25 protein-coding genes and 1 tRNA gene are annotated in these 25,652 nt (G+C 65.3%); 18 read left to right on the top strand and 8 right to left on the bottom strand.

Features of this window, described 5'->3' with window-relative positions; all coding sequences use genetic code 11:
• Nucleotide 1 precedes the first annotated feature (1 nt).
• The 4 genes from ILT42_RS15935 to ILT42_RS15920 all read left to right on the top strand — a co-directional run bounded on the left by ILT42_RS15935 (nt 2) and on the right by ILT42_RS15920 (nt 1,501).
• Nucleotides 2–238, top strand: coding sequence for a BolA/IbaG family iron-sulfur metabolism protein (locus ILT42_RS15935; protein WP_204216608.1), 237 nt, complete (start codon nt 2–4; stop codon nt 236–238).
• Nucleotides 235–570 (top strand): DUF6572 domain-containing protein, encoded by a 336-nt coding sequence (locus tag ILT42_RS15930; RefSeq protein WP_204216607.1) that lies wholly within the window; start codon nt 235–237, stop codon nt 568–570. Before ILT42_RS15935 ends, ILT42_RS15930 begins: the two co-directional genes overlap by 4 nt.
• A 38-nt stretch (nt 571–608) precedes the next feature.
• Nucleotides 609–944: a Grx4 family monothiol glutaredoxin gene (gene grxD / locus ILT42_RS15925; RefSeq protein ID WP_204216606.1), complete on the top strand. Its 336-nt coding sequence runs from the start codon at nt 609–611 to the stop codon at nt 942–944.
• A gap of 218 nt (nt 945–1,162) precedes the next feature.
• Nucleotides 1,163–1,501 carry a hypothetical protein gene (locus tag ILT42_RS15920; protein WP_204216605.1) on the top strand — a complete coding sequence of 113 codons (339 nt, stop codon included), beginning with the start codon at nt 1,163–1,165 and terminating at the stop codon, nt 1,499–1,501.
• Between the two features lie 6 nt (nt 1,502–1,507).
• On the opposite strand, the gene tlpA is transcribed toward ILT42_RS15920, so the two are convergent.
• Together tlpA and ILT42_RS15910 are read right to left on the bottom strand one after the other, a co-directional pair.
• Nucleotides 1,508–2,188, bottom strand: a complete 681-nt coding sequence (tlpA, locus tag ILT42_RS15915; RefSeq protein WP_204216604.1) for a thiol:disulfide interchange protein TlpA — start codon at nt 2,186–2,188, stop codon at nt 1,508–1,510.
• A 164-nt stretch (nt 2,189–2,352) separates the two neighbouring features.
• The gene (locus tag ILT42_RS15910; RefSeq protein ID WP_204216603.1) at nt 2,353–4,653 is read right to left on the bottom strand and encodes a calcium-binding protein; all 2,301 of its coding nucleotides are present in this window, start codon (nt 4,651–4,653) and stop codon (nt 2,353–2,355) included.
• Nucleotides 4,654–4,818: 165 nt separating this feature from the next.
• On the opposite strand from ILT42_RS15910, the gene ILT42_RS15905 reads away from it, so the two are divergent.
• Nucleotides 4,819–5,067: a lipoprotein gene (locus ILT42_RS15905; RefSeq protein WP_204216602.1), complete on the top strand. Its 249-nt coding sequence runs from the start codon at nt 4,819–4,821 to the stop codon at nt 5,065–5,067.
• A 12-nt stretch (nt 5,068–5,079) separates the two neighbouring features.
• Nucleotides 5,080–6,348, top strand: a complete 1,269-nt coding sequence (lysA, locus tag ILT42_RS15900; RefSeq protein WP_204216601.1) for a diaminopimelate decarboxylase — start codon at nt 5,080–5,082, stop codon at nt 6,346–6,348.
• 74 nt (nt 6,349–6,422) lie between these two features.
• On the opposite strand, the gene ILT42_RS15895 is transcribed toward lysA, so the two are convergent.
• Complete coding sequence (locus ILT42_RS15895; protein ID WP_204216600.1) at nt 6,423–8,741, bottom strand: calcium-binding protein; 2,319 nt, start codon at nt 8,739–8,741, stop codon at nt 6,423–6,425.
• A gap of 301 nt (nt 8,742–9,042) precedes the next feature.
• Here ILT42_RS15895 and ILT42_RS15890 point away from each other — a divergent pair, with 301 nt between their 5' ends.
• From ILT42_RS15890 to ILT42_RS15850, 9 genes are all read left to right on the top strand, one after another.
• Nucleotides 9,043–11,664 carry a TIGR02302 family protein gene (locus ILT42_RS15890; protein ID WP_204216599.1) on the top strand — a complete coding sequence of 874 codons (2,622 nt, stop codon included), beginning with the start codon at nt 9,043–9,045 and terminating at the stop codon, nt 11,662–11,664.
• Nucleotides 11,665–11,819: 155 nt separating this feature from the next.
• Complete coding sequence (locus ILT42_RS15885; RefSeq protein WP_204216598.1) at nt 11,820–12,011, top strand: twin transmembrane helix small protein; 192 nt, start codon at nt 11,820–11,822, stop codon at nt 12,009–12,011.
• Between the two features lie 196 nt (nt 12,012–12,207).
• Complete coding sequence (locus ILT42_RS15880; RefSeq protein WP_204216597.1) at nt 12,208–12,822, top strand: acyloxyacyl hydrolase; 615 nt, start codon at nt 12,208–12,210, stop codon at nt 12,820–12,822.
• A gap of 102 nt (nt 12,823–12,924) precedes the next feature.
• A complete protein-coding gene (locus ILT42_RS15875; protein ID WP_204216596.1) occupies nt 12,925–13,500 on the top strand; it encodes a cob(I)yrinic acid a,c-diamide adenosyltransferase in 576 nt (191 codons plus the stop codon).
• Nucleotides 13,501–13,567: 67 nt separating this feature from the next.
• A complete protein-coding gene (locus tag ILT42_RS15870; protein ID WP_204216595.1) occupies nt 13,568–14,275 on the top strand; it encodes a rhomboid family intramembrane serine protease in 708 nt (235 codons plus the stop codon).
• A gap of 99 nt (nt 14,276–14,374) precedes the next feature.
• On the top strand, nt 14,375–15,124 hold the full coding sequence (locus ILT42_RS15865) for an electron transfer flavoprotein subunit beta/FixA family protein (protein ID WP_204216594.1): 750 nt from the start codon (nt 14,375–14,377) through the stop codon (nt 15,122–15,124).
• A gap of 11 nt (nt 15,125–15,135) precedes the next feature.
• Nucleotides 15,136–16,077, top strand: coding sequence for an electron transfer flavoprotein subunit alpha/FixB family protein (locus tag ILT42_RS15860; protein WP_204216593.1), 942 nt, complete (start codon nt 15,136–15,138; stop codon nt 16,075–16,077).
• 86 nt (nt 16,078–16,163) lie between these two features.
• On the top strand, nt 16,164–17,045 hold the full coding sequence (locus tag ILT42_RS15855) for a 3-hydroxybutyryl-CoA dehydrogenase (RefSeq protein ID WP_204216592.1): 882 nt from the start codon (nt 16,164–16,166) through the stop codon (nt 17,043–17,045).
• An 82-nt stretch (nt 17,046–17,127) separates the two neighbouring features.
• Nucleotides 17,128–18,117: a c-type cytochrome gene (locus ILT42_RS15850; protein WP_204216591.1), complete on the top strand. Its 990-nt coding sequence runs from the start codon at nt 17,128–17,130 to the stop codon at nt 18,115–18,117.
• A gap of 29 nt (nt 18,118–18,146) precedes the next feature.
• Here ILT42_RS15850 and ILT42_RS15845 read toward each other — a convergent pair whose 3' ends face one another.
• Complete coding sequence (locus ILT42_RS15845; protein ID WP_229428715.1) at nt 18,147–18,644, bottom strand: DedA family protein; 498 nt, start codon at nt 18,642–18,644, stop codon at nt 18,147–18,149.
• Nucleotides 18,645–19,334: 690 nt separating this feature from the next.
• Between ILT42_RS15845 and ILT42_RS15840 the strand changes: the two genes are divergently transcribed.
• The gene (locus tag ILT42_RS15840) at nt 19,335–19,892 is read left to right on the top strand and encodes an HNH endonuclease (RefSeq protein ID WP_204216589.1); all 558 of its coding nucleotides are present in this window, start codon (nt 19,335–19,337) and stop codon (nt 19,890–19,892) included.
• A 10-nt stretch (nt 19,893–19,902) separates the two neighbouring features.
• Here ILT42_RS15840 and ILT42_RS15835 read toward each other — a convergent pair whose 3' ends face one another.
• Nucleotides 19,903–20,391: a disulfide bond formation protein B gene (locus ILT42_RS15835; RefSeq protein WP_204216588.1), complete on the bottom strand. Its 489-nt coding sequence runs from the start codon at nt 20,389–20,391 to the stop codon at nt 19,903–19,905.
• 17 nt (nt 20,392–20,408) lie between these two features.
• Nucleotides 20,409–20,990: a YqaA family protein gene (locus ILT42_RS15830; protein WP_204216587.1), complete on the bottom strand. Its 582-nt coding sequence runs from the start codon at nt 20,988–20,990 to the stop codon at nt 20,409–20,411.
• A 143-nt stretch (nt 20,991–21,133) separates the two neighbouring features.
• Between ILT42_RS15830 and ILT42_RS15825 the strand changes: the two genes are divergently transcribed.
• Nucleotides 21,134–21,218 (top strand) — tRNA-Leu (locus ILT42_RS15825).
• 729 nt (nt 21,219–21,947) lie between these two features.
• On the opposite strand, the gene ILT42_RS15820 is transcribed toward ILT42_RS15825, so the two are convergent.
• Both ILT42_RS15820 and ILT42_RS15815 read right to left on the bottom strand, forming a co-directional pair.
• Nucleotides 21,948–22,097, bottom strand: coding sequence for a hypothetical protein (locus ILT42_RS15820; protein ID WP_204216586.1), 150 nt, complete (start codon nt 22,095–22,097; stop codon nt 21,948–21,950).
• Between the two features lie 602 nt (nt 22,098–22,699).
• Complete coding sequence (locus ILT42_RS15815; RefSeq protein ID WP_204216585.1) at nt 22,700–24,370, bottom strand: M10 family metallopeptidase; 1,671 nt, start codon at nt 24,368–24,370, stop codon at nt 22,700–22,702.
• A gap of 461 nt (nt 24,371–24,831) precedes the next feature.
• Between ILT42_RS15815 and ILT42_RS15810 the strand changes: the two genes are divergently transcribed.
• On the top strand, nt 24,832–25,413 hold the full coding sequence (locus ILT42_RS15810; RefSeq protein ID WP_204216584.1) for a cytochrome b: 582 nt from the start codon (nt 24,832–24,834) through the stop codon (nt 25,411–25,413).
• The last annotated feature ends 239 nt before the right edge of the window (nt 25,414–25,652 follow it).

Below are 25,652 nucleotides of genomic sequence, written 5' to 3'. Positions count from 1 at the left end.
CATGCCCATGGATGCTCATGAAATCGAGCGCATGATCAAGGACGCCCTGCCGGACGCCGTCATCGAGATCAAGGATCTCGCGGGCGACGGCAACCATTACGCCGCGACGGTCACGTCCTCGGCCTTCAAGGGCAAATCCCGGGTGCAGCAGCACCAGTTGGTGTATGGCGCCCTGAAAGGGAACATGGGCGGCGTGTTGCATGCCCTCGCATTAACTACGGTTGCATCCGATCAATGAGCGAGGTCAGTAACAAATTCGATCCAGGTTGTATCGACTTGGTGACGGTGGATGAAAGCAACAACGTCTTCAAGCTTATCGTTGCAGCCTCAGATGTTACGTCAATGGAAGCTACGGATGCAGACGCATTGCGACAGAAGCTTTCTAACTATGTGTCCATGGGAGGCTCTGGCCAGTTGCAAGAACGCTACCCAAGCCTTGTCGGAATGGGCTGCGTGATTCAAGTGGATGTTGCTTCGAATGCACCCCAGGCCCTGCTGAGAATTGCTTCGGAGTTTGAGACCAAAGCATCGTCGAATGGACTAACCCTCACCATATGTGAGATAGAATAGTTCAAAATACGAGCCTTGACCTCGTAAGGAGACAAGCAATGGCTGACGCCAACCAGATCATCGACAACGAAGTGAAGTCCAACGACGTGGTGCTCTTCATGAAGGGCACGCCCCAGTTTCCCATGTGTGGGTTTTCGAGCCAGGTCGTGCAGATCCTGAACTATCTCGGCGTGCCCTATAAGGGCGTGAACGTTCTCGAGGACGAGACCGTGCGCCAGGGCATCAAGGATTATTCCAACTGGCCGACGATCCCTCAGCTTTACGTGAAGGGCGAATTCGTCGGCGGCTGCGACATCACCCGCGAGATGTTCCAGGCCGGCGAGCTGCAGCAGCTCTTCGCCGATAGGGGCATTCAGGTTCAGCAGACCGCCTGATTCAGGCCGAATCGAACGGTTTGGAAAGCGGGGCCCAGGCTCCGCTTTTTTCGTGAGCCTGTGTTTTCGGTCCGGCCGTTCCCGGCAAGCCCGCCACCCCGAACCCGCCAGGCCTACTTTGTCACATTCCCAGCCTTGCCCGTTTGCCGGCAAACTGAGCCGTTCCATGAGTATGGGGCCGCCACAACAACAATCGCGGCTCCGATGGGGGTTGGACGATGGTGGAGACGGACCTAAACGTGGTCGCGTTCAAGACGCGATCGAAACCGGCGGCGCAATCCGCGCGGCTGCATCCCAAGGGCCTGATCGAGGCGATCTACGGCGCGGGCTCCCTGGCCGTCCCGGCCGATGACCTGTCCACCAAGATGGCAGCCCGGATGTTGCAGGCCCTAGGCCTGATCGTCATCCAGGTGGTTCATGCCGACGGGAGCGTGCGGGTGCTGGACAGGTCCGAGACCCGGGGCGCCATGGACCGGCCCTGGCGCCTCGCCAAGCCGGCCTTTTCGGGCGAGATCGGCGTGCCTGACGCCGATGGAGCCTTCAAGCCACGGGTGTGATGCCGGTCAACTCCGCCCGAGGGCGGCCCGCATGAACGCGACGGCGTCCGGAGACGCCCATTCGGCGGGTCCCTTCAGCAGCGCAACCTCGCAGCCCGACGCATCCACCAAAAGCGTGGTCGGAAGCCCGACCACGTGTCCGGATTTCTGCAGCACCTGCAGGATCTTGCCCGTGGGATCGGAGTAATAGGCGAGGTTCCGGATGCCGTTCTCCTGGAGCCACGCCTTCGGTTTCTCGGCGTTGCGGGTATCCACGTTGACCGCCACGACCGCAAAATCCGAGCCGCCCAATTCGGTTTGAAGCTTGTCGAGGGCGGGCATCTCCTGGCGGCAGGGCACGCACCAGGTGGCCCAGAGATTGACCAGGACGGCCTTGCCCTTGAGGTCCGCGAGGGTGACCGGCTTGCCTTCCGGGTCGAGGAAGCTCACCTCGGGCGGCAAGCGTGGGGCATTGACCGCCACGGCCGCCATCTCCCCCTTGGCCAGGGGTTTCATCCGCTCCGTCGCGGCCGCCGATGCCCGGCATTCGGCCGCGCCGGCCGCCGAGGAATGCTGCGACAGGCCATACCAGGCGCCGCCCCCGACAACCGCGAGACCTGCCAGGCCCGCGAGCCAGGACGCCGCCCCGCGCCGGGGCGGACGGGGAGCGATCGGAGAAGGGGATGGGGTTTGCTGGAGGTCGGACATGGGCCCGATGTGGCGCGTCCTTGCCGAAGCCTCAAGCCCCTTTGCGCCGGGAGCGGTCAAGATTTGGCGAGGCCTGCGGTTCGAGGCTCGCCGGATGCGGCCAGAAGGCCCGACCTTGGCCGGCGGATCGCTTCCGCCGGCCTTTTTGGTTCGGGTCGGTTCGCTCAGACGATCATGAAGTCCTTTTCGGAGAGCTTCTTGATCCGCTTGTCGAGGGTCGCGATCTGGATCTGGGCCGCCCCGCCCGCCCCGTCGGCATCGTAGTACAGCTTGCCGCTCTTCTGGTCGTAGATCAGACGATCAGCCTTGTCCTGGGCCTGAGCCTTGCCCTTGGCCACGGAGTAGAACGCCTCCTTGGACACCTTCAGGGGCTTGGTCAGCGAAGCTTTGCCCTTGAACGCCTTGAAGATCGCGTTCTCCAACAGGATCGTGTCGTCGGCCACGTTGAAGCCGATGATCGTGTCGATGTTGGCGTTCTTCTTCCTGGCCACCGCCGTGTCGAGCACGAAGACATCCTTGCCCGCCCCGCCCTCCAGCGTGTCCGCCCCTAAACCGCCCGACAGCGTGTCGTTGCCGTCCGAGCCGACGAGCCGGTCGTTGCCCGCGTCGCCCACGATCTTGTCGGCCCCGATGCCGCCCGTGATGGTGTTGGCCCCGGCATTGCCGGTCAGCGCCATGTTCAGGCCCGTGCCCGTCAGGATCTCGAGCCCGGCCCCGAGGGTGTAGCTCGTGGCGACCATGACGGTGTCGATGCCGGACGCGTCGACGATGACGTCGAAGGCGTTGTCCACGATATATGTATCGTTTCCGGCCCCGCCGTCCATGCGGTCCGCACCCAGGCCGCCGTCGAGGGTGTCGTTGCCGGCCGTGCCCGTGATGGCGTTGGCAAGCGCGTTGCCCGTCAGCGCGAGCGAGAGGCCGCCGGACGTGGTCAGGTTCTCGATCGCGGGCGCGTTGGCGAGCGTGTAGCTGATCGAGGTCGCGATCGTATCGGTGCCGGAGGTGTCGATCACGATGTCGCCGAGGCTGTCGACGACGTAGGTGTCGTCGCCGGAGCCGCCTTCCATCGTGTCGTTCCCGGCTCCGCCGTCGAGCCGGTCGTTGCCGTCCGCGCCCTCCAGCTTGTCGCGGCCCGCGCCGCCCGACAGGAGGTCGTCGCCGGCGCGTCCCACGAGATGGTCGTCGCCGCCCGCGCCGTTCAGAACATCGGCGAAGTCCGTGCCGATGAGCTGGTCCGTGTCGTCGTCGCCGGTGAGGGTGATCCCCGTGGCGCGGTAGTCGACGACGGTGCCCTGGATCAGGTAGCCATCATCCGTCGCAGTGCTGTCGTAGACGGTCCACGAGGCGATCAGACGCCCGTCGGTCAACTGGATCAGGTCCGTCGATTCGGTCGCCCCCGGGACGCCCTTGGCAACGATCGTGTCGTCTCCCACGATGGCGCCGGATGCGTTGAACGTCACCGTATGGACGTTGCTGACCTCAGCTCCACTTTCCATCATTTCCATGATCGAATAAGCAAACGCAAATCCACCGTCGGCAAGTGCGACCAAAGATCCTGTGCCCCTGAGCAAGGTCTGCCCGTCCTCAAGCTCGGGCACGCTCAACTTGAATGGTTCAGTTTGCTGACGTCCAGCGAGATCGATGATCTGCCCAATATAACTGCTGTCACTGCTGTCCGGTGCGAAATTAACGCCAGCCTGGAAGTAGGTCACTAGGAGACGTCCGTCCGCCAGAACCGTCACATCCGATCCTTGGACATCGAAATCTCCCGTCAAATCGAAGGGCGCGCCCTCTGCCGTAAGCGCGCCGTCGGCTTGCATCTTATAGACTTGTACGGCTTTCGACCCATCTTCCACCGCGAAGGTACTGTCCCCCCACTTGTAGAGGACGGCGACCCGATCGTTGCCCAAGGCCACGGTTTTGACGGCGGTAATAGCATTCGCCGATGCTGGCAGGGGCAGTGTCGCCGCGGCGCCGATGGCCTCTCCCGTGCCCGTGAAGGCCCGAAGCTTGACGGGGTACCCGGTGGCGGTCTCGTCGATGTACGTCGCCAAGAACCGGTTGCCGCTCAACGCGACGACATTCGCTTTGTATTGCGCCATATCGGCGCGCTCTCCCAGGAGAAAGCCCTTCGCGCCGGTCTCGGATGAATCCAGGGGGGTGCCGAATCGGTCGAAGATCCGCCCGTAGAAATGAGCTTTGCCATCCTGGAAGGATCGCCAAGCCACGACGAAGTTGCCGTTGCCCAAGGCGGCGACGGAGGGGTCCGACGAGTCGGCCAGCGTCGTGACGTCGATCACTTTGGAACTCGGGACTGCGCCCGAGTAATACAACTGCACTTTGACGTCGTCGTTCTGGTTCCAGGCCGCCAGGAAGGTACCCTTGCGCAGGGGAACCAGATTCTGCTGGTTGCCGCCGCGCTGGTCTTCGAGGTCGAACGTGCTCCACACAATCGGTTTGTTCATGAATGGACCCTTCCAATGGCACCGCGATCCTGCGGGCTCGTACCGTTTCGTAAACTGTATAACATTAAATTTCCCGATGAGAACTACCCTGTCGGGGCACCGTCCAGCCCCCTCGCCTCAGCCTTCGCTTCCCGCTATGGTGCCGCCGCCTTTTGGAGCGTGTTGATGTTGCCGAGCCGAATTCCTGTCCGCGCCGTTTTGGTCGTGGGTTTCCTTACCTTGACCCTGGCCGCCTGCGGGCGCCGGGGCGCCCCGGAGGCGCCGCCGGACCCCTCCGCTCCCAAAACCGACCAGGCGGCGCCTGCCGCGGGCGCGGGCGTGCTGCCCTCTCCCGTGGGCACGCAGCGCTCCCGTGGGGCCAAGCAGGGCTACACGATTCCCAAGGAACCCTTCATCCTCGACCCGCTCCTGTAAGCTTTTACGACCATGCACCATTTCGCCTATCGGGGCGGCGTCCTGCACGCCGAGGACGTGGACCTTCGCCGGATCGCCGAAGCGGTCGGGACGCCGTTCTACTGCTATTCGGTCGCCACCCTGGAGCGGCATTACCGGGTTCTGGCCGAGGCGTTCTCGGACCGGGAGGCCCTGGTCTGCTACGCCATGAAGGCCAACTCGAACCAGGCCGTCCTGAAGACCCTGGCGCGCCTGGGCGCCGGCATGGACATCGTGTCGGAGGGCGAGCTGCGGCGAGCGCTCGCGGCCGGCGTGCCGGGGAACCGGATCGTGTTCTCGGGGGTCGGCAAGACGCGGGCCGAGATGGCCTTCGGCCTGGAGAGCGGCATTCTCTGCTTCAACGTGGAATCCGAGCCCGAACTGGAGGCCCTGTCCGAGGTGTCGATCTCCAAGGGGCTCAAGGCCCCCGTCTCGATCCGCGTCAACCCGGACGTGGACGCCAAGACCCACAAGAAGATCTCGACGGGCAAGTCGGAGAACAAGTTCGGCATCCCGATCAGCCGGGCCCGGGAGGTCTATGACCGCGCGGCCCGCCTTCCGGGCATCGGGATCACGGGCGTCGACATGCATATCGGCAGCCAGATCACCGACCTGACGCCCTACGACAACGCCACGGCGCTCCTGGCCGAGCTGGCGCGGGACCTGATGGCGGCGGGCCACGCGCTCCACCACATCGATGTGGGCGGCGGGCTCGGCGTGCCGTACCGCGAGAGCAACGACCCGCCGCCGGATCCGCAGGCCTATGCGGACATCATCAAGCGGCACACGGGGGACCTCGGCCTGAAGCTCGTCTTCGAGATGGGGCGCCTGATCGCCGGCAACGCGGGGGTGCTCGTCACGGAGGTCGTCTACGTGAAGGACGGCGCAGGCAAGACCTTCGTGATCGTGGACGCGGCCATGAACGACCTCATCCGCCCGACCCTCTACGACGCCCATCACGACATCAAGCCGGTGATCGAGCCGAGGCGCGATGCCCGCCACATCATCGCCGACGTGGTCGGCCCGGTCTGCGAAACCGGCGATTACCTGGCCCAGGACCGCGACCTGCCGGAGGTGCGGCCCGGCGAGCTCCTGGCCGTGATGACGGCGGGCGCCTATGGGGCCGTGCAGGCGGGCACGTACAACACACGCCGCCTCGTGCCGGAGGTTCTGGTGCGCGGAGGCGACTACGCGGTGGTGCGGCCGCGCCAGACCTACGAGGACCTCATCGGCCTGGACCGGGTGCCGGACTGGCTCGACTGACGGAACGGTGCTGCGAGACTGAAAAAGGGCCGGCGGATCGCTTCCGCCGGCCCTTTTCGTTCAGGTCGGTTCGCTCAGACGATCATGAAGTCCTTTTCGGAGAGCTTCTTGATCCGCTTGTCGAGGATCGCAATCTGGATCTGGGCCGCCCCGCCCGCCCCGTCGGCATCGTAGTACAGCTTGCCGCTCTTCTGGTCGTAGATCAGACGATCAGCCTTGTCCTGGGCCTGAGCCTTGCCCTTGGACACCGAATAGAACGCCTCCTTGGACACCTTCAGGGGCTTGGTCAGCGAAGCTTTGCCCTTGAAGGCCTTGAAGATCGCATTCTCCAACAGAATTGTGTCGTCGGCCACGTTGAAGCCGATGATCGTGTCGATGTTGGCGTTCTTCTTCCTGGCCACCGCCGTGTCGAGCACGAAGACATCCCGGCCCGCCCCGCCCTCCAGCGTGTCCGCCCCTAAACCGCCCGACAGCGTGTCCGCGCCGGTGCTGCCCTTGATCGCGTTGGCGTCGCCGTTGCCCGTGAGCTTCAAGGCATTGCCGCCCGTGCCGGTCAGGTTCTCGAGCCCGGCCGCGAGCGACAGGGTGATGCTCGACAGGACAGTGTCGACGCCCGCGATGTCGACGATGACGTCCGCCAGGGAATCGACCGCGTAGGTGTCGTTCCCGGCGCCCCCGTTGAGCCGGTCCGCACCCAGGCCGCCGTCGAGGGTGTCGTTGCCGGCGGTGCCGGTGATGGTGTTGGATAGCGCGTTGCCCGTGAGCGAGAGGCCGAGCGTGCCGGAGGCCGTGAGCGTCTCGATGCCGGCCGCGCTGGCGAGCGAATAGCTCACGGAGGTGAACACCACATCGGCGCCGGCCGAATCGGAGACGGCGTCCCGCATGTCGTCCACGTAGAACACGTCGTCGCCGCCGCCGCCCTGCATCGTGTCGGCGCCCGTGCCGCCGTCGATGGTGTTGGCCGCGTCGTTGCCGATGAGCGTGTCGTTCATGTTGGCGCCGCTGAGGCTCATGGCGGCGTTGCCGTAGGCCTGCGCGACTTCGACCTGGGTGTCCTTGCCGAGCGCGAAGCTGTAATTCACCATGATGGTGTCACGCCCGCCTCCGCCCTCCTCGACGACGGCGTCGCCCGGCGTGATGTAGAACACGTCGTCGCCCTTGCCGCCGATCAGCGTATCGAAGCCCGCGCCGCCGTCGAGGGTGTCGTTGCCGTCGCCGCCGAGAAGGGAGTCGTTGCCGCCGAGCCCCAGAAGATAATCGTTGCCGCCAAGACCACTGATGTCGTCGTCCTCGACCGTCCCCCGATAGGTGTTGCCGGCTTCATCTCCCAGCCACGACTTGACGGTGTAGAGGACGCTGGTCGTGAACCCTGAATCGGCTCCGCTCCCGTGCTGCCAGCCGACGGCGAACGCGTTGTCTTCCAGCGCCAGAAGGGAGAGATGCAGGCGATCCTCCGCAGACGCGCGCCCGACCAGGACAGGGTCGGACACTGCGCTACCATTGGCGGAGCTGGTCGCCGCGTAGATCAGTTGCTGGCCACCGCTCAAAACGGTGAAGACGATTCCGTAATTTCCGTCGTCGAGCACCTTGATGTCGGAGGCCTTGAGGGTCCCGGACGGCCTCGTGACGAAAATCGGCGCGGCCGTCACGGTCCCGTCCGCGTTGACCACTTGGACACGCATGACCGTCTTGGCGCCGGAGGCGGTCTGTTCGACATCATCCCACACCGTCACGAACCTGCCATCGCCGAGAGCGGCGATCGACGGGTGCGTCGGGCTCGTTCCGTCGATTTCGCCGATCGTTTCCTGAACGGTCGGGCCTCCCGCCTTGCCGACGAAGAGCGTGATGGATGTCTTGGTGCCGTTCTGGACCGTCCCGATCACGGCCTGACGCCCATCTTGAAGCGTGATGGTGTCATATTCGCCGGGCCGGGCCTCGTCGACGAGGGTGATCGCCTCGGCATCGATCCTGACGCCGCTGGCGGTGAAAACGTCGGCTCCGACGATATCCACGCCTGCGCTCGTCGCGGCACTGGTATAGGTGACGGCAAACCGACCGCTTGCCAGCGCCTGTACGGCGATGCCGGGGTTGGTGGGGACCTCGGCGAAGGTGCCGAGCGGATAGCTGACTGTTCTCGTCAGGTTCGCGTCCAGCATAGACGCGTTGAGCCGCATGGCGCCGCCCGAGAAATCCTGCCAGACCACGATGATGCGGCCGTCGCTCAACTCGGTCACGGCGAGGGAGTCCATCCGGAACCCGCCCGTTGCGATCGTGACGGCGCTGCCCGCCTCGGATCCGTCCGGCTCGATGAAGCGACCCTTCAGCGACAGGGCTCCGCCGGCCCCTTCCTCGAGCCAAACTCCAAGACGCTTGTCGTTCGAAAGCGTTGTCAACGCCGCGATCTTAGCGTCGTATTCGAATGTGTCTCTCTGCGAAATTCTGGTCACCGTCGTCCCCAAACAGAATTATGTTACTTGATAACGTGATACAACAAACTCATCGTGCGGGCAATAACGGCCAAGCTTGCCGCCCTGGCCTGCGGCCCGCCATGCGGGTCCCGACCCGGCTTGCGCAGGGCATCATTCCCAGGGGCTCACGACTCTGTGCCCATTTGACCGCTAGCCATCCGCTCCTCCCGTGCTAGCTTCCCCATGGGGGCATCGTGCGGCTTTGGCCGCCACGGGAGCTTGATGCATGAGCGAAGGGCCGAGGCCGGGATCCGGGCCGAACCACCTTCAAAAGCGACTGGACCGCCTCGTCGGCCAGGCGCGCCTGGCCCTGTGGTGGGAGGAGGCGTGGCCGCGCCTGTGGCTGCCGCTCGCGGTCGGCGTCCTGTTCCTCACCGCGTCCTTCTTCGGCCTGTGGCTCGAGACGCCGCCCCTCTGGCGCGCGGTCGGGCTGGGGCTCTTCGGGCTCGCCCTCTTGGTTTCGCTCTGGCCTCTCGCGCGCCTGCCCAAGGTGCGGCGCGGGCAGGCGCTGGATCGGCTCGACCGGGACGCGGGCCAGCGGCACGGCCCCGCCCGCGCCCTCGACGACAGCCTCGCCCTCGGATCCTCGGACGCCGGGACCCGCGCCCTGTGGGATCTTCACCGCCGGCGCGCGGAAGCCTCCCTCGGCACCATGCGTGTCACCCCGCCCAGGCCCGACATGCCCCGGCGGGACCGTTACGCGTTCCGGGCCGCGGGCCTCCTGGCCCTGGCCGCCAGCGCCTTCGTGGCCGGTCCCGAGGCCTGGCCGCGCTTGGCCGCGGCCTTCGACTGGAAGGGCGCCAAGGCAGCCGCGCCGGCCTTCCGGGTCGATGGCTGGATCGACCCTCCGCTCTATACCCGCACCCCGCCCCTGATGATCGATCTCGCGGCGGGCCAACAACACCTGCGGGCGCCCGTGAAATCCACCGTGGTGATCCGCGTGGCGGGCCAGGGCGATGCCGCCATCACGCCGATCCGGGGGCTCACCGCCCTTCCGGCCAAGGAGAATGCCCGCACGGACCTGCGGGAGGAGCGCTTCACCCTCGACGGCAACGCGGAACTCTCCGTGAAGACCGGCTTGGCGTCCGGCGTCACGCTGACCCTGGAGGCCATCCCGGACAAGCCCCCGGTCATTGCCTTTTCGGCCCCGCCCGAGGTGAACGCGCGCGGCACCTTCAGCCTGGTCTATAAAGGCAGCGACGATTACGGGATCACGGCCATCGAGGGCTCCGTCGAGAAGGCCGACACCACGCGGGGCAAGCGCTCCCTCGTGCCCGCTCCGGCTCTGGTCCTCGCCCTGCCGGGGGACGGCAACGCGGAGACCAAGTCTCCGGTCGACCTCACCAATCATCCCTGGGCTGGCGCCCGGGTCAAGATCAAGCTCACGGCCAAGGACGAGGCCGGCCAGGAGGGCATGAGCGAGGCCATCGAGTTCACGCTTCCGCAACGGCCTTTCACGAACCCGCTCGCCAAGGCCCTCGTGGAGCAGCGCCGCAACCTCGTGCTCGACCCCGACGACCGCAAGCGGACCCAGACGGCCCTCGACGCGCTCCTGATCGCGCCCGACCTGTTCACGCCTCAATGGGGCGTGTTCATGGGCCTGCGCATGGGGGCCGACCGCCTGCGCCGGGCGAAGTCGGACGCGGACCTGACGGAGGTGGCCGATTGGCTCTGGACCATGGCGCTCCAGATCGAGGACGGCAACCTGTCGGATGCCGAGCGCGAGCTGCGGGCCGCCCAGGACCGGCTGAAGGAGGCCATGGACCGGGGCGCCACGGACGAGGAGATCCGCCGGCTGACGGAGGAGCTGCGCACTGCCATGGACAAGTTCCTGCGGGAGTTCGCCCAGCGCATGCAGCAGAACCAGCAAAACCAGCAGAATCAAGCCCAAAACCAGCGCTCGCCGGATCGGATGATCTCCCAGGACGACCTGAACCGCATGCTCCAGCAAATGGAAGAGGCCATGCGGCGGGGCGATATGGCGGAGGCCGAGCGGCTGTTGAACCAGTTGCGCAACATCCTCGAAAACCTGCAGACCGCCCAGCCCAACAGCCGGATGTCGGACCCCATGAACCGGGAGATGAACCAGGCGATGCAGGACCTGGAGAACATGGCGCGCGAGCAGCAGCAGCTCCGGGACGAGACCTTCCAGGACGGGCAGAACCGCCGGATGCAGCAGGGTGACCGCAGGCGGCAGCAGCCAGGGCAGCGCGGCCAGAACCAGCAGGGCCAGCGTCAGCAAGGCCAGCAGGGTCAGCAGGGAGAGGGCCAGGAGCAAGCCGAGAACGGCCAGGATGGCGAAGGCCAGGAAGGGCAGCAGGGCCAGGGCCAGCAGGGCCTCAGCCAGCGCCAGCAGGCCCTGCGGGAGCGGCTGCGCGAGCTGCAGGACAAGATGCGCGGCATGGGCATGCAGGGCGAGCAGGGCCTCGGCGACGCCGAGCAGGCCATGCGCGAGGCCGAGAACGCCATCGGCCAGGGCCAGGACGGTCCGGCCGTGGACGCCCAGGGTCGGGCCCTGGAGAACCTGCGGCGCGGCATGCAGGGCATGGCCCAGCAGATGCAGCAGATGCAGCAGGGCGACGGCCAGGATCAGCAGCAGGCGGGCGACCAGCCGGGCCAGGGCGAACCCCGCGGCCAGGGCCAGACGGCCCAGGACAACAACGATCCTCTGGGCCGGCCGACCCGAAACCGGGACATCACCGACGGGCGCGTCCGGGTGCCGGGCGCCAACGAGTCCGCCGCCGAACGGGCCCGGCAGATCCTCGAGGAGCTGCGCCGAAAGCTCGGAGACCCGACCCGGCCGCAGGAAGAGCTCGACTATTTCGACCGGCTCCTCCGGCGAAACTGAGACCCGGGGCTCAGGCCCTCGTGGCCTGGGCTCACCGCACGGGGGCTTGGCATCGTGCGACAACGCCTGCCGCCCTGGGTCCTCGAATCCCGATTTCCCTTTCAGGCGCCATGATCTAGGACAAGCTCCACGGGCCCCGTCCCGATGGAATCGTCATGAACAGCGCCGTTGATCTCGTCGTCCCGATTGCCGTCATGGCGGTCGCTTTCGTTCTCCTGCTCGGACTTTTCAACATGGTTCGAGGGGGCAGCCCCAACCGGTCCCAGAAGCTGATGCGCCTGCGGGTGCTCCTGCAGTTCATCGCCATCATCCTGATCATGGCCGTTATTTGGTGGAAAGCGGTCTAGGCTGAAGCCTGGGGTTGCGCGTTGCGCCGAATGTGGCGAAATGGCGGCAAATCCGGGCCGAAATGGCACAGCGGCACCTTATTAACACAGCCACTTGCCCGATATTGACACTTTTCCGCCACCGGTCTTTAAGGACTTATTAGCCATGGCCGGCGTAAAGCTGGTTTCTCATTCGTTAAGAATCGTAGGATTGTTCATGCGCGCCAGCTGGATCGCGGGCCTCAGCCTCCTGATCGCTTCCATCGGAGCCACGGCTGCCTTCAGCGCGGATTACAAGCAGCAACCAACCCCCTACATCGACACAGCCCCGCTCAACCAGCCCCGGAGTTTCGTGTCCGAACTGCGCTTCGGGCTCTCGGCCCAAGACCCCTGGGGCAACGAGGGGCGTGGCACGTCCGCGAACCTGACGGGCGAAATCCTGTTCGCGAAGCCGTTCACGGCCTCCGACCTCTTCACCAGCTATTTCATTCCCCGGCCCCATCTCGGCGGCAGCATCAACACCGGCGGCCATACGAGCTTCGCCTATGCGGGCCTGACCTGGACCTTCGACGTCACCCCAAGCGTCTTCCTGGAAGGCAGCCTGGGCGGCGCGGTCCATAACGGCGACACGCATGCCAATCCGGGCCTGGTGGCGGCCGACAAGCAGGCCCTGGGCTGCTCCCCGCTCTTTCGCGAATCCGCCTCCGTGGGCGTGCGCCTCTCCGCCAACTGGAGCGTGATGGCCACCATCGAGCACCTGTCCAATGCGGGCCTGTGCACCCAGAACCGCGGCCTGACCAACGTGGGCGCCCGCGTCGGCTATTCCTTCTGAGGTTGCGGCCTCTGCGGCCGCGCCCCTCCGGCGATCCGGTTCACGCGCGTTAGCCGCCTCATTCGACGTGACCGGCGTCGAATCGGCCCCATCTGGGATGTCATGGTCGTTCTCAACCGCATCTATACCCGCACCGGCGACAAGGGCACCACGGCCCTGGCGGCCGGAGGACGCCGCGCGAAATACGATCTGAGGATCGAAGCCTACGGCACGGTGGACGAGACCAATGCCTGCCTGGGCCTCGTTCGGCTCCACACCTCGGATCATGAGATCGACCCCATGCTGGCCCGGATTCAGAACGACCTGTTCGATCTGGGCTCCGACCTCGCCACCGTGGAGACCGGCAAGCCTCTCCCCTATGAGCCCCTGCGCATCACGGCCGCTCAGACGGAGCGCCTGGAGCGCGAGATCGACGAGATGAACGAGCATCTCGCGCCGCTGCGCTCCTTCGTGCTGCCGGGCGGAACCGCCGCCGCCGCCTACCTCCATCAGGCCCGCACGGTGTGCCGCCGCGCCGAACGCCTCGTGGTCGAGCTGGCGGAGCGCGACGGCGAGGTGGTCTCGAGCGAGGCGATCAAATATCTGAACCGTCTGTCGGATTTCTTCTTCGTGGCGTCCCGCTATATCAATGACAGGGGCGCCCGCGATGTCCTGTGGGTGCCGGGCCAGAACCGCTGAAACCATGCGCGTCGAGCCGGGCACCGGCCGCTTCCGCCATGGTGTGACATCAGGATGACCGCGAGCGATGTTTCTCCCGCTTCATGACGGCGTGCCGCTGAAGAACATGAAGACGCCCCTCGGCACGCGGATCGTCATCGGCCTCTGCACGGCGATCTATCTGGCCACCTTCTACGGTCCCGGCGGCGACAACGAACTCGTGGCCGGGCTGGGGCTCATTCCGGGCGTGATCTTCGGCACGGAGGCGCTGCCGCCCGGCTACCCGTTCGTGCCTCCGGTCCTGACGCTCGTCACGAATATCTTCGTGCATGTCACCTGGTTTCACCTCCTGGGCAACATGCTGTTCCTGTGGGTGTTCGGCGACAACGTGGAGGACGCCATGGGGCACGGGCGCTTCCTGCTGTTCTTCGTCCTCTGCGGCACGGTCGCAAGCCTCGTGCACGCCCTCGTCACGGGGGAGCCGCACCGGCCGCTCATCGGGGCCTCCGGCGGGGTGTCGGGGGTGGTCGCGGCTTATCTCATCCTGTACCCGCGCGTGCGCATCTGGGGGCTGTTCCTGAAGGGGATTCCGCTCCGGATGCCCGCCTATGGGGCCATCGGCTTCTGGTTCGCGCTCCAGTTGGCTTCCGCCTTCCTGGGCGGGGACGAGGCGGTCGGATGGTTCGCGCATCTTGGCGGCTTCGTCGTGGGCGCTATTCTCATCCCGGTCATGCGCCACCGCTACGATCCGGTGCTGGCCCGCGTCGAAGCGCAGGAAATCCGAGCCTTGCGTTGACAATCGGGAGCCGCCCGCTACGGTCCCGACCCATCTTGTCCAGCCGTCGGGAAGAGGCGTCGAGACCTCTTCCAAATTTGCCTGCCGAGTGAGGAAACGATGAAGCTTTTGGTCTGTGTGAAGCGCGTTGTGGACTACAACGTGAAGATCCGCGTGAAAGCGGACGGATCGGGCGTGGAGCTTTCCAACGTCAAGATGTCCATGAACCCCTTCGACGAGATCGCCGTCGAGGAGGCCATCCGCCTGAAGGAGCAGGGCAAGGCCACCGAGGTCGTCGCCGTCTCCATCGGACCCGCCCAGGCCTCCGAGACCCTTCGCACCGCCCTCGCCATGGGGGCCGACCGGGCCATCCTGGTCAAGACCGACGCGGCGGTCGAACCGCTGGCGGTGGCCAAGATCCTCAAGGGCGTGGTCGAGCAGGAGAAGCCCGACCTCGTGGTCCTGGGCAAGCAGGCCATCGACGACGATTCGAACCAGACCGGCCAGATGCTGGCGGCGCTCCTGGGCTGGCCGCAGGGCACCTTCGCGTTCAAGGTCGCCCCGGGCGAGGGCTCGGTGGACGTGACCCGCGAGGTCGACGGAGGCCTCCAGACCGTGTCGCTCAAGCTGCCCGCGGTCGTGACCACGGACCTGCGCCTCAACGAGCCGCGCTACGCGTCTCTGCCCAACATCATGAAGGCCAAGAAGAAGCCGCTGGACGAGACCTCGCCCGACGCCTTCGGGGTCGACGTGTCGCCTCGCCTGAAGGTGATCAAGACGGCGGAGCCCGGCGGCCGCAAGGCGGGCGTGAAGGTCGGCTCCGCCGCCGAACTGGTTCAGAAGCTCAAAGTCGAAGCCGGCGTGCTCTAAGGAGATTTGACATGAAAACCCTGCTGATCGCCGAGCACGACAACGCTTCGCTGAAAGACGCCACCGCCAAGGCCCTGTCGGCCGCCGCGGCGCTGGGCGGCCCGGTGCACATCCTGGTGGCCGGACACAATGCCAAAGCTGCCGCGGACGCCGCCGCCAAGCTCGAGGGCGTCGAGAAGGTTCTGCTGGCCGAGGGCGCGGCGTACGAGCATCAGCTCGCCGAGCCCACCGCCGCCCTCATCGTCTCCCTGGCCGGCCCCTATGACGCCATCGTGGCGCCCTCGACCACCACGGGCAAGAACGTGCTGCCCCGGGTGGCGGCGCTGCTCGACGTGATGCAGGTGTCGGACATCATCAAGGTTGTGTCGCCCGACACCTTCGAGCGGCCGATCTATGCCGGCAACGCGATCCAGACCGTGCAGGCCACCGACCCCAAGAAGGTGATCACGGTGCGCACCGCCGCCTTCCCGGCAGCCTCAGAGGGCGGCTCCGCTCCGGTGGAGAGCGCCGCGGCGGCCGAGGATGCGGGCCTGTCCACTTTCAAGGGCGAGGAGCTGGCGGTCAGCGACCGTCCGGAGCTGACCTCGGCCCGGATCATCATCTCAGGGGGACGTTCGCTCGGCTCGGCGGAGAACTTCACCAAGTACATCGAGCCCATCGCCGACAAGCTCGGCGCCGCCATGGGGGCGTCCCGCGCCGCCGTGGATGCCGGCTATGCGCCCAACGACTGGCAGGTCGGCCAAACCGGCAAGGTGGTGGCGCCGGATCTCTACATCGCGGTGGGGATTTCAGGGGCCATTCAGCATCTGGCCGGCATGAAGGATTCCAAGGTGATCGTAGCGATCAACAAGGACGAAGAGGCCCCCATCTTCCAGGTGGCCGATTATGGCCTTGTCGGCGACCTCTTCACCCTCCTCCCCCAACTTCAGGAGGAGTTGACCAAGGCGGGGTGATAAGGTCAGGAATAATGACATGGTCCGGGCGGGACATCTCGCCCGGATTCGTTTGACGGGTGTGTTTGTCCGAAAGCTGTAGGGACATGGGGATCGAGATCAAAACCGTTGGCGTGATCGGCGCCGGTCAAATGGGCAATGGCATCGCCCATGTGTGCTCCCTGGCGGGGCTCGACGTGCGCTTGAGCGATCTTTCCGAGGATCGGATCAAGACCGGATTGGCCACCATCAACGGCAACATGGCCCGCCAGGTCTCCAAGGAGGCCATCTCCGAGGCGGACCGCCAAGCGGCGCTGGCCCGCATCAAGCCCGCCCTCACCTACGACGACCTCTCGGGCTGCGACATCGTCATCGAGGCCGCGACCGAGAACGAGGAGGTGAAGCGCAAGATCTTCACCGCGCTCTGCCCGTCCCTGCGCCCGGACGCCATGATCGCCACCAACACGTCCTCGATCTCGATCACGCGGCTGGCCGCCTCCACGGACCGGCCTGAGCGGTTCATCGGCATCCACTTCATGAACCCGGTGCCGGTGATGCAGCTCGTGGAGCTGATCCGCGGCATCGCCACCGAGGATCCGACCTACGAATCCGCCAAAGAGTTCATCGGAAAGCTCGGCAAGACCGTCACGGTGTCCGAGGACTTCCCGGCCTTCATCGTCAACCGCATCCTGATGCCGATGATCAACGAGGCCATCTACACCCTCTACGAGGGCGTGGGATCCGTGGACGCCATCGACACGGCCATGCGGCTCGGCGCGAACCATCCCATGGGGCCACTCCAGCTCGCGGATTTCATCGGTCTCGACACCTGCCTGTCGGTCATGCAGGTGCTGCACGAGGGCCTGGCGGATTCCAAGTACCGCCCCTGCCCGCTCCTGGTGAAGTACGTCGAGGCCGGCTGGCTCGGCCGCAAGGCCAAGCGCGGCTTCTATGACTACCGGGGCGAGAAGCCCATGCCGACCCGCTGACCGCACGGCCCACACCCCGCATTTGACACCGTCGCGGCCTGACTTAGTCTCGCGCTTCCGCAGCGTGAGGACATCGGGCCAGATGAGAGCGCACAAGAGCTACCGCATCCTCCTCCTGGCGGCCGCGCTCGCCCTCCCGGCGGCCGTTCCGGCCGCCGCGCAGGCGCCCGCTCCCGCTCCGGCCGCCTGGGACGTGCCCGACATCGACGCGCTGCCGGACAACGCCCAATCCCGGCTCATCCAGGCCGGCAGCGACCTCATCCGGAAAACCTACGAGATCATCGGTCCCCTGGTCGACGATCCGGCCAAGCGCTACGCGGGCAACAACCTCGCCTGCAAGAGCTGCCACTTGGACGACGGCACCAAGAAGTTCGGGCTGCCACTTTGGGGCCTGACCCGGGTCTATCCGCAGCACGATGCCAGGACCGGACGGGTGCTCGATCTCACGGAACGGGTGAATCAGTGCATGACCCGGTCGATGAACGGTCGCCCGCTGCCGGGCGACGCTCCCGAGATGAAAGCCATGCTGGCCTATCTGGACTTTCTGTCCACGGGCCTGCAACCGGGCCAGAAGCTCGACGGCTACGGCGCCGGAGCCATGCCGGAACTGCAGCGGGCCGCGGATCCGGGGCGAGGCCTCGGCATCTACCAGGAGCATTGCCTGCGCTGCCACGGCACGAACGGAGAGGGCGTGCGGCGCAGCTTCACCCCCACGGATCTGGGCTATGTGACGCCGCCGCTCTGGGGGCCGGACGCCTTCAACGAGGGGGCCGGCATGAAGCAGCTCATCACGGCGGCCAACTTCACCCACAGCAACATGCCCAACGGGGTCAGCTACGATTTCCCGCGCCTGTCGGTGGAGGATTCCTGGGACGTGGCGGCCTATATCGTGGCCCAGCCGCATCCGCGCCTGACCGGGATCGAGAAGGATTATCCCGACCTGCTCGAAAAGCCCGTCGATGCCCCCTACGGTCCCTACGCGGACGGCTTCTCCCGGGAGCAGCACGTCTTCGGGCCCTTCGGGCCGATCAGGGACGCCCTCGCCCGCCTGCGGGACGCCAAGGGCAAGTAGGCCGGCCGCCGCCGGATGCCCCGGGCGGTTCAGGCCAGATGGCGGAACCAGTCCGTGAACATGTAGGGTCCGAAGCTCCAGACGCCGGCCCACAGGGCACCCCCGATGGCGTTGGCGACGACGAAGTGGTGCCAGGGCATGTTGACCGACCCGGCCACGAGACCGTTGAGCTGGCGCAGCACGGGCACGAAGCGCGCCCCCAGCACGATGAAGAACCCCTTCGTCTTGAACTGGCCCTCGAAGCGCGCGAGCCGTTCCGGCGTGAGCTTCACCCAGGGTCCGAACCGCTCGAGCACGTAGCGTCCGCCGAACCGTCCGATGAGATAGCCCGTGCTGTCGCCCAGCACGCCGCCGATCCAGGCGGCCAGGAACACGTGCCCGATGGCGAGATCCCCCCGCACGGCCAGCAGCGAGCAGGTGAACAGAGCGCTCTCCCCCGGTAACGGCACCCCGAAGGACTCGAAGTACAGGATCACGAAGAGGGCCCAGACCCCATAGGTCGTGATGGCGGGCTCGATCCAGGCCAAGCCTTCATGCAGAAGATTCATGGTGTGATGGTCATGAGGTGATCTTCATGGGCGCCTGGTGACGGCGCGGGTGTGGCCTGCACACTATCCCCGGCCCTCCAGGGGCGCGTCAACGCAGGGCCGGTCCATTTCCTGTGGGTGCGGCACAGGCGCCCAAGGGGCCACGCTTCACAACAGCGTCACATATCCTGTAGACTCTAGGGGTGCAGGTGACGACTTTTCTCCATCGGGAGGCGAGGTGACGGTATTTGCAAGACTTGTCGTGAGGCCGGATCGCCGTCTGGCTCCGCCTGGGACCCAAGCCCGGCCCCTGAACGATGACCTTGTGCCCTCCCCGCTCGTCCCGCCTGCTCCCTCCTCCGACCCGCCAACCGCCGCCGACAAAGCCGTCCGAAGTCCGCCCCCAGGGTCCTCCGCTTTTCCCGCGCTCTCATCAAGGAACACGACAGCCACCTTCCATCGCGCTCCCACCTCTCACCGGCGCCGCTCCGTCCAGCCTCCCAAGCTCGTAGCCCGTGCGGCCCCCGCCCTTGCGCCCCGGTCCGGAGGCCCCCTGCCCCGCCGGGCCCGCCTCTCTTCCGCGACCGCCTTGCCCGACGTCGTGCGGCTCGCGCGCCCGCCGGCCAGCCCTATCCCCCGCCGGCTCACCCATTCCTCCCTTCCCAAAGTTTCGATTGTCCGGTGGGCGCCATGACGCATGTCCCCAATCTCACGACGCTGGTGTTGAACGCCGATATGCAGCCCCTGAGCTGGGGCCCGCTGTCGGTCTGGCACTGGCAGGACGCCCTGGTGGCAGTGCTTCAGGACCGGGTGTTCCAGGTCTCGACCTACGAGCACGAGGTCCACTCGGTCACCCGGTCGTTCAAGATCCCGTCCGTGGTGGCCCTCAAGCGCTACCAGAAGCGCAAGCGGGTGTCGTTCACGCGCTACCACGTGTTTCTGCGCGACGGCTTCCGCTGCCAGTATTGCGGGGAGCGTTCCGAGACGAGCGAGCTGACGTTCGACCACGTGGTGCCCCGCAGCAAGGGCGGCCTGACGAACTGGACCAACGTGGTCACCTCATGCCAAAGGGACAACCTGCTCAAGGCCGACAAGTCCCTCCACGAGTCCGGCCTGAAGCTGCGCCGCCAGCCCTACCAGCCCTCGCCGCACCAGCTCGACGAATGCGCCAAGCGGCTGCAATACAAGGATGTGCTGCACGAATCCTGGCTCGATTACCTGTATTGGGACAGCACCCTGGAGGAGTAAGGCGGCGCCCTCAGGCCCGCCCCTCCCGCGCCGCAAGGCCCGCGAAGGCCGCGAGCGCGAGGGAGATCAGCACGTTCCAGCCGGCGAGCGACAGGCCCAGGAAGCGCCATGCGGCCTCCGTGCAGCTGACCACACGGGTCGACTGGAGCTGGTTGAGAAAATCCCCCACATTGCCGGCGGCCGGTCCCGCGCCGCCGCCGCAATCGCTTGGACCGGCAAAGACGCCCCATTCCACGCCCGCATGGTAGGCGCCCAGGATCGCGCTTCCGGCAAAGACCAGCGCCAGCAGCCAGAGGCCCGCCCGCCGCGCGCCGGGCGGCAGGAGGGCGGTCAGCACCGCCAGCACGATCCCGGCATAGTAGGGGGTGCGCTGCCAGAGGCAGAGCTTGCAGGGGACGTAACCCCAGCCATACTGGAAAATGTAGGCGCCGCCGATGGTCGCCGCGGCCGCAAGGGCGATGGCCAGCGCAGCCTGCCGCATCGTAATCCCGAGACGCATTCCCTGGGCCCTCCCGGCTAGAACAAATAGCGGAACGCCACGAAGCCACCCACGATCGCCGCGATGGCGAGGCCCGCCACGAGGTTAAAGTGGCGGTCGATGATCGTCTTGATGGCAGGCCCGAACCGGCTCATCAGCAGGGCCACCATGAAGAAGCGCGCCCCGCGGGTGATGATCGACAGCACGACGAACCAGAACAGGTTGTATTCGGCAAAGCCCGACGTGATGGTGACGAGCTTGTAGGGGATCGGCGTCAGCCCTTTCAGCAGGATGACCCAGTGTCCGTAGACGGCGTAGGATTGACGGAAGGCCTCGGCGCCTTCCGTGAGATGGAGGGCCTGAAAGATCCATGCCCCGAGGGTCTCGTAGAACAGCGCCCCGATGGCATAACCCAGGAGACCGCCGAGCACGGACGCGGCCGTGCAGATCGCGGCATAGAACCAGGCTTTATCCGGCCGGGCCAGCATCATGGGCACCAGCATCACGTCCGGAGGAACGGGGAAGAACGAACTTTCGGCGAACGAGACGGCCGCCAGCGCATAGGGAGCGGAAGGCTTGGCCGCGAGGGACAATGTCCAATCGTAAAGGCGTCTGAGCATGGGAGGGCAATCGATCCATGAAAAAGGCCCGGCCGGCCCCCGCCCTTTGAGCACAACCGGGGCTTAAAGGCGAGAGGCTCCCAGCTTCGGCCTGCCCCGCATTGACCGCGCTTCCGATCCCGTGATACCTCGCAACCCGCGTTGCCCCTGTGGCGGAATTGGTAGACGCGCTCGACTCAAAATCGAGTTCCGCAAGGAGTGCTGGTTCGATCCCGGCCAGGGGCACCACTATGTCGCCGAAGGAATCGGCCCTCGCCTGTTAAGCGTCGTCCTCAATCCAGCCCCTCTATGTCTGCATGGGAGCCGGGATCGTGTTCGGGATAGGGCCGAGGACATCGCGGTCGATGCAGGCGTCGGCCAGGCGAACCGCCCGCCTTGGCCGCAGTACGGACGCGATGGGCGCCTTGAGTTGGGTTCGGCCGGTGCGGTCTCACGGCACGGCGAAAAACGGCTCGAAACATTCTTCTGTCCGATGGGGCTCACTCCAGCCCAGCCCTGCGGCAAAGTGTGCCCTGGGGCATGAGGAACGGGCTTCGGGCTCGCGCGTTGTCGGCTATCGGAAGCGCGTCTGCCCCCTGCGCTTCCGTCTCTTACAAACCCCTCGCACATGATGCCGAGGGGTTTTTCTTTGCTCCAGGAACCGAGCGGGCGCGCCCTCATTGATGCTTGGAAGGCTATCGGGGGCGATGCCTTCAGGGCTGCCCCTCGCGTCGAGACCACTCCGCGAGGGGCGCCTATTGCACGGCGATGGTCGAGACCACTGATGAGCTTTGTGGCGAGGGAAGCGAGGGAGAGCGGTTGCGACCGATCGGATGAACGAGCGCCAAATGGGCCCACGCATCGTTCGCCGCTCTCAGGCTCGTCCGCCGGACGTCCAGCCGGGCCAGAGGCAGGAAGCTTCGCTCGAAGGAGCGGGACGTGCAGTATGACAGGGCGTACGTCATGGGTCCGCACCTGCTAGTGATTCAGATAGATCAGCGGCAGCAAGGCCATCCCGAACGCCAACCCGAGACAGTAGAGAAGAAAGGCCGGAAGCGTCTTGTCCTCGAAGGTGATCAACGCAAGTTCCGCATAGGTCAGACGACTGTATCGATGATTCTGTTTCATTTTATCCCCCGCCGATGATCATTTGTAATTCGATCAGCGATTGGGGGTTAGAGCGCCCGAAGGGTAACAATTGTTATCTTTGGTGTTAACCCTGGTTGTCGGTGCGAGGGACCAATGGCGGAGTAAAAGCCGTCTTGCTCTCCCAGCGGCTCCCGCTCAAACCTTCAACCGTCAAGAAGCGGCTCAGACGCTCGACATGAAGCTCAGCGCCAGGGCAGAGACGAACATCCCGGCATAGAGCGCCGCGAGGCCCCGTTCCCACACCTTGCGCTCAATCTTGGTCATCCGGACGCCTCCTTAGTTCACGAGCTGGAATAGCCAGCCCAGTCCAACGATGGACAGGAGGAATGGGATCCAATCGTAGATGGATGTCGGCAGGGGTCGAGCTTCCAGCCTGTTGTCGTCCATAACGCGTCCTGCCACTCCGTCCGTCATGTCCAGTAGAACCAACAATTGATAAGGGCCGGTTAAGATCGACGGTCGTTCGGGCTGCTGGAAGCCTGATTTCCTTTCGCATGAGGGCCGATCCCAAGGTGCACCGAAATCTCGGACGACGGAGAATGCCCTCCCCAGGCCGCAACCGGGGGAAGGCATCGGCTGGGTCAGAGTACGAAATCCCCTCTGAAGAGCACGGAAACGCCGCTCATGGCGATGGCGAAGTCAGCCAACCCGTCGCCATCGACATCCCCGGACACCGTGGCGCTTCCGTTCGCGGAGATGTAACGCAGCTCTCCGGCCAGGCCGTGGAACTCGTCCGTGCCGATGAACATGAACCGCTGATCGCCGCCGATCAGGGTGTTTGCATCCAGGGCCGAGAGATCGATCTTGTCCTTCTGCTGGCGCGAGAAGTCGAGAATGCTGTCCCGGCCGAAGGGATCGACCGTGCTGTGAGTGATCGACTTCAGCACGAAACGGTCCGCGCCGGCGCCCCCGGACAGCAGATCGGCTCCGCCGCCGCCGATGAGCGTATCGTTTCCGGCCTGGCCCAGCAGGATGTCGTTGCCGCTCGAGCCGTTCAGGATGTCCGCGCCTTTTCCGCCGGCCAGGTAGTCGTCGCCCGCGTGCCCGGTCAGTTGATCCCGGCCGTTGCCTCCGCTGAGGATGTCGTCGCCCGCGTTGCCGAAGAGCCGGTTGTCGCCCGCATTGCCAATCAGGCGGTCGTCGCCGGAGCCGCCTTTGGCGTTCTCGATCAAGGACCGTCGGTCACCCTGATAGAGTAGAGAATTCGCGACGTTGCCGGGCGCCAGCACGATCCCGGTTCCTTCGTCGAGATCGGCCAATTGAGCCTTGCTGAAGGTCGAGTATTCGCTCGGACGCAGGTCGAGCTTCACGTGGGTGCGGTAATTGCTGAGATCGTAGGTGTCGATCCCGTTGCCGTCCCAGATCGTGGAGAAGATCGTGTTCGCCGTCGGGCGGCCCTGGCCCTGTCCGTTGATGAACATTTCGCCGGTCTTGGGGCTCCAGCGGTAGACGGTGTTCTCCGCGTGGGAATCGAAGTTTGCCCCATACATGTACTGAAGGGCGGCGATGTCGTCCTGCATGTAGGATTGCGGCTCGTTGCGCAGGTCGCCGTGGATGGTCAGCGGCGCGCCCGGGAAGGACACGTACGTCATCAGGGACCAGGCTTGCCCATTATGGTCTTCCGTCAGGGCCTCGCTGCCATACCGGGGCGACGCCACGCCGAGGTCCTCGCTCAGGTCGACCTCCGTGTAGTCCTGGTGTCCGTGCTTGAGACCGAGCGCATGCCCGATCTCGTGCATCATGGTGGCCCAACCCCAGTTGCCCTTGAGCGGCGTCGCATAATAGGGCTGGCCCGTCTCACCGAACCAGACGTCGCCGGCCCAGTTCAGCGGCGCGGGGAAACCGCCCTGAGCGGTCTCCACGTCGATCGATCCCGTCTGGGCGAACCGGAGCGTGGCGGCATTGCCAGGCGTCTCCTCGATCCGTTTGAACGTCAGCCCCGTATAGGACGCCACCAGCTTGAGCGCGGCCTCCACCGCGACCTGCTGCATGGGGTTGAACGGATCGAAGGCCGTGGCGCGGCTGTCTTCGTAATTGGACCCGTAAAGCGACCCGCTCGTCGGGAAACTATAGGTCAGATCGGTGATGGTCCATTTCGAGCCGATCAGCGCCGCGTCCGTATCGTGCCGTCCACTGTAATAATAAGAGCCATCCGGCGCCTGACCTTGGTGAAGAAGCGACGAGATCGTGGCCCCTGGGCCCTTTTGCGGGAAGGGTTCTTGCCAGGAAGCATTCCAGTATGCGGGTGTCATGATCGTCCTTCAGGGTCGGCAGGGGTTGTTTGGGAGAGGTCGTTTGGGAGGAATTGATCGGCGGCCGTTGCGAGCGTCATGAGACGGCCAGCATGGGACCGGCGGCCATGCTTACCCAAAGTTGGCATGCCTGAATATTAGTCCAACTGCTAGTCCTGACGCATTTATAAAGTCTTACCGGCGCCCGCAGATTGTCTATGCAGTCTATTCCCAGACGTCGCATCTTTCATTACAACATAACGATCGATGGCGGAGTTTTCCTCCGCCGAGCGGCTTGGGCAAGTTACGGGCAATGCGACGTCTATATTGAACACCGTGAAGTTAGACACGAGGAAGTTCTAAAAGAGCTGCAGCCAAGGGCGAAGGGCACCAGCGGCACGGGAGCGCGAGACCTGAAACTGCTGGCTTGGCTTGTGGGGGTCGGCTAAGGTCTTGCTGCACCCCCTTGAGATGCCTTGCACATGCCCCTTGCGAGTTCCACGCGCTATCGATTCCCCGCGCGCTTGCTGCATTGGACGATGGCCGTGCTCGTGATCGGCATGGTGCCTTTGGGGATAGCGGTGAACTACCTGCCCTGGGACGCCTTTCAGACGTGGCTGTTCAATCTGCACAAGTCGCTCGGCATCCTCTTGCTGGCACTCATCGCGATCCGGATCGCCTACCGTCTGACCCATCGGCCGCCTCCGCTCCCGTCCGCGTTACCGGCTTATCAGCGCGTCCTGGCCGAGGGTGTCCACATGGCGCTTTACGGGATCATCCTGGCGATGCCGATCATCGGCTGGGTCGGCACCAATGCCTACGGTGAACCCATGGACGTTTTCTGGTCCGTGACCCTGCCAAAGCTCGTGGATAAAAACGAAGCTTTGTCCGAGGCGCTCTGGACCCTGCACAACGGTCTCGGGCTCGCTCTCGGAGGACTGGTCACAATCCATGCGGGCGCCGCGCTGGCGCACCGATTCGTGCGGCAGGACCAGGTGCTGGCCCGGATGTGGCCCGTGTTCGGAGAACCTCGCGCGACGTCTGGCGCGAAACCGGGCGCGTGACGCGCCGCGCTCGGCGGGATCTGACGCAAGTCAGGTGGTGTCTTGCGAAGGCATAAAGCCCCCATCATGCATGCTTGCCTTGCGTTCGGGGGCGAGGACGCGAACGGCGGCAGCCGCGCAAATGGACCGGCGACCGGTTCCGGCCGATCTGGTTTGGTTGTCATCCACGCCTTGAACCCCCTGCCCTACGTCCCCGCCGGAACTCACAGCACTCCCGAGGCGGCCAACCTCTCCTGAAA

It is taken from the genome of Microvirga pudoricolor (assembly GCF_016892705.1).
Taxonomy (GTDB): Bacteria; Pseudomonadota; Alphaproteobacteria; order Rhizobiales; family Beijerinckiaceae; genus Microvirga; species Microvirga pudoricolor.
The sequence above is the reverse complement of the archived record's forward strand: the minus strand, read 5'-3'. Positions and strand labels throughout refer to the sequence as shown.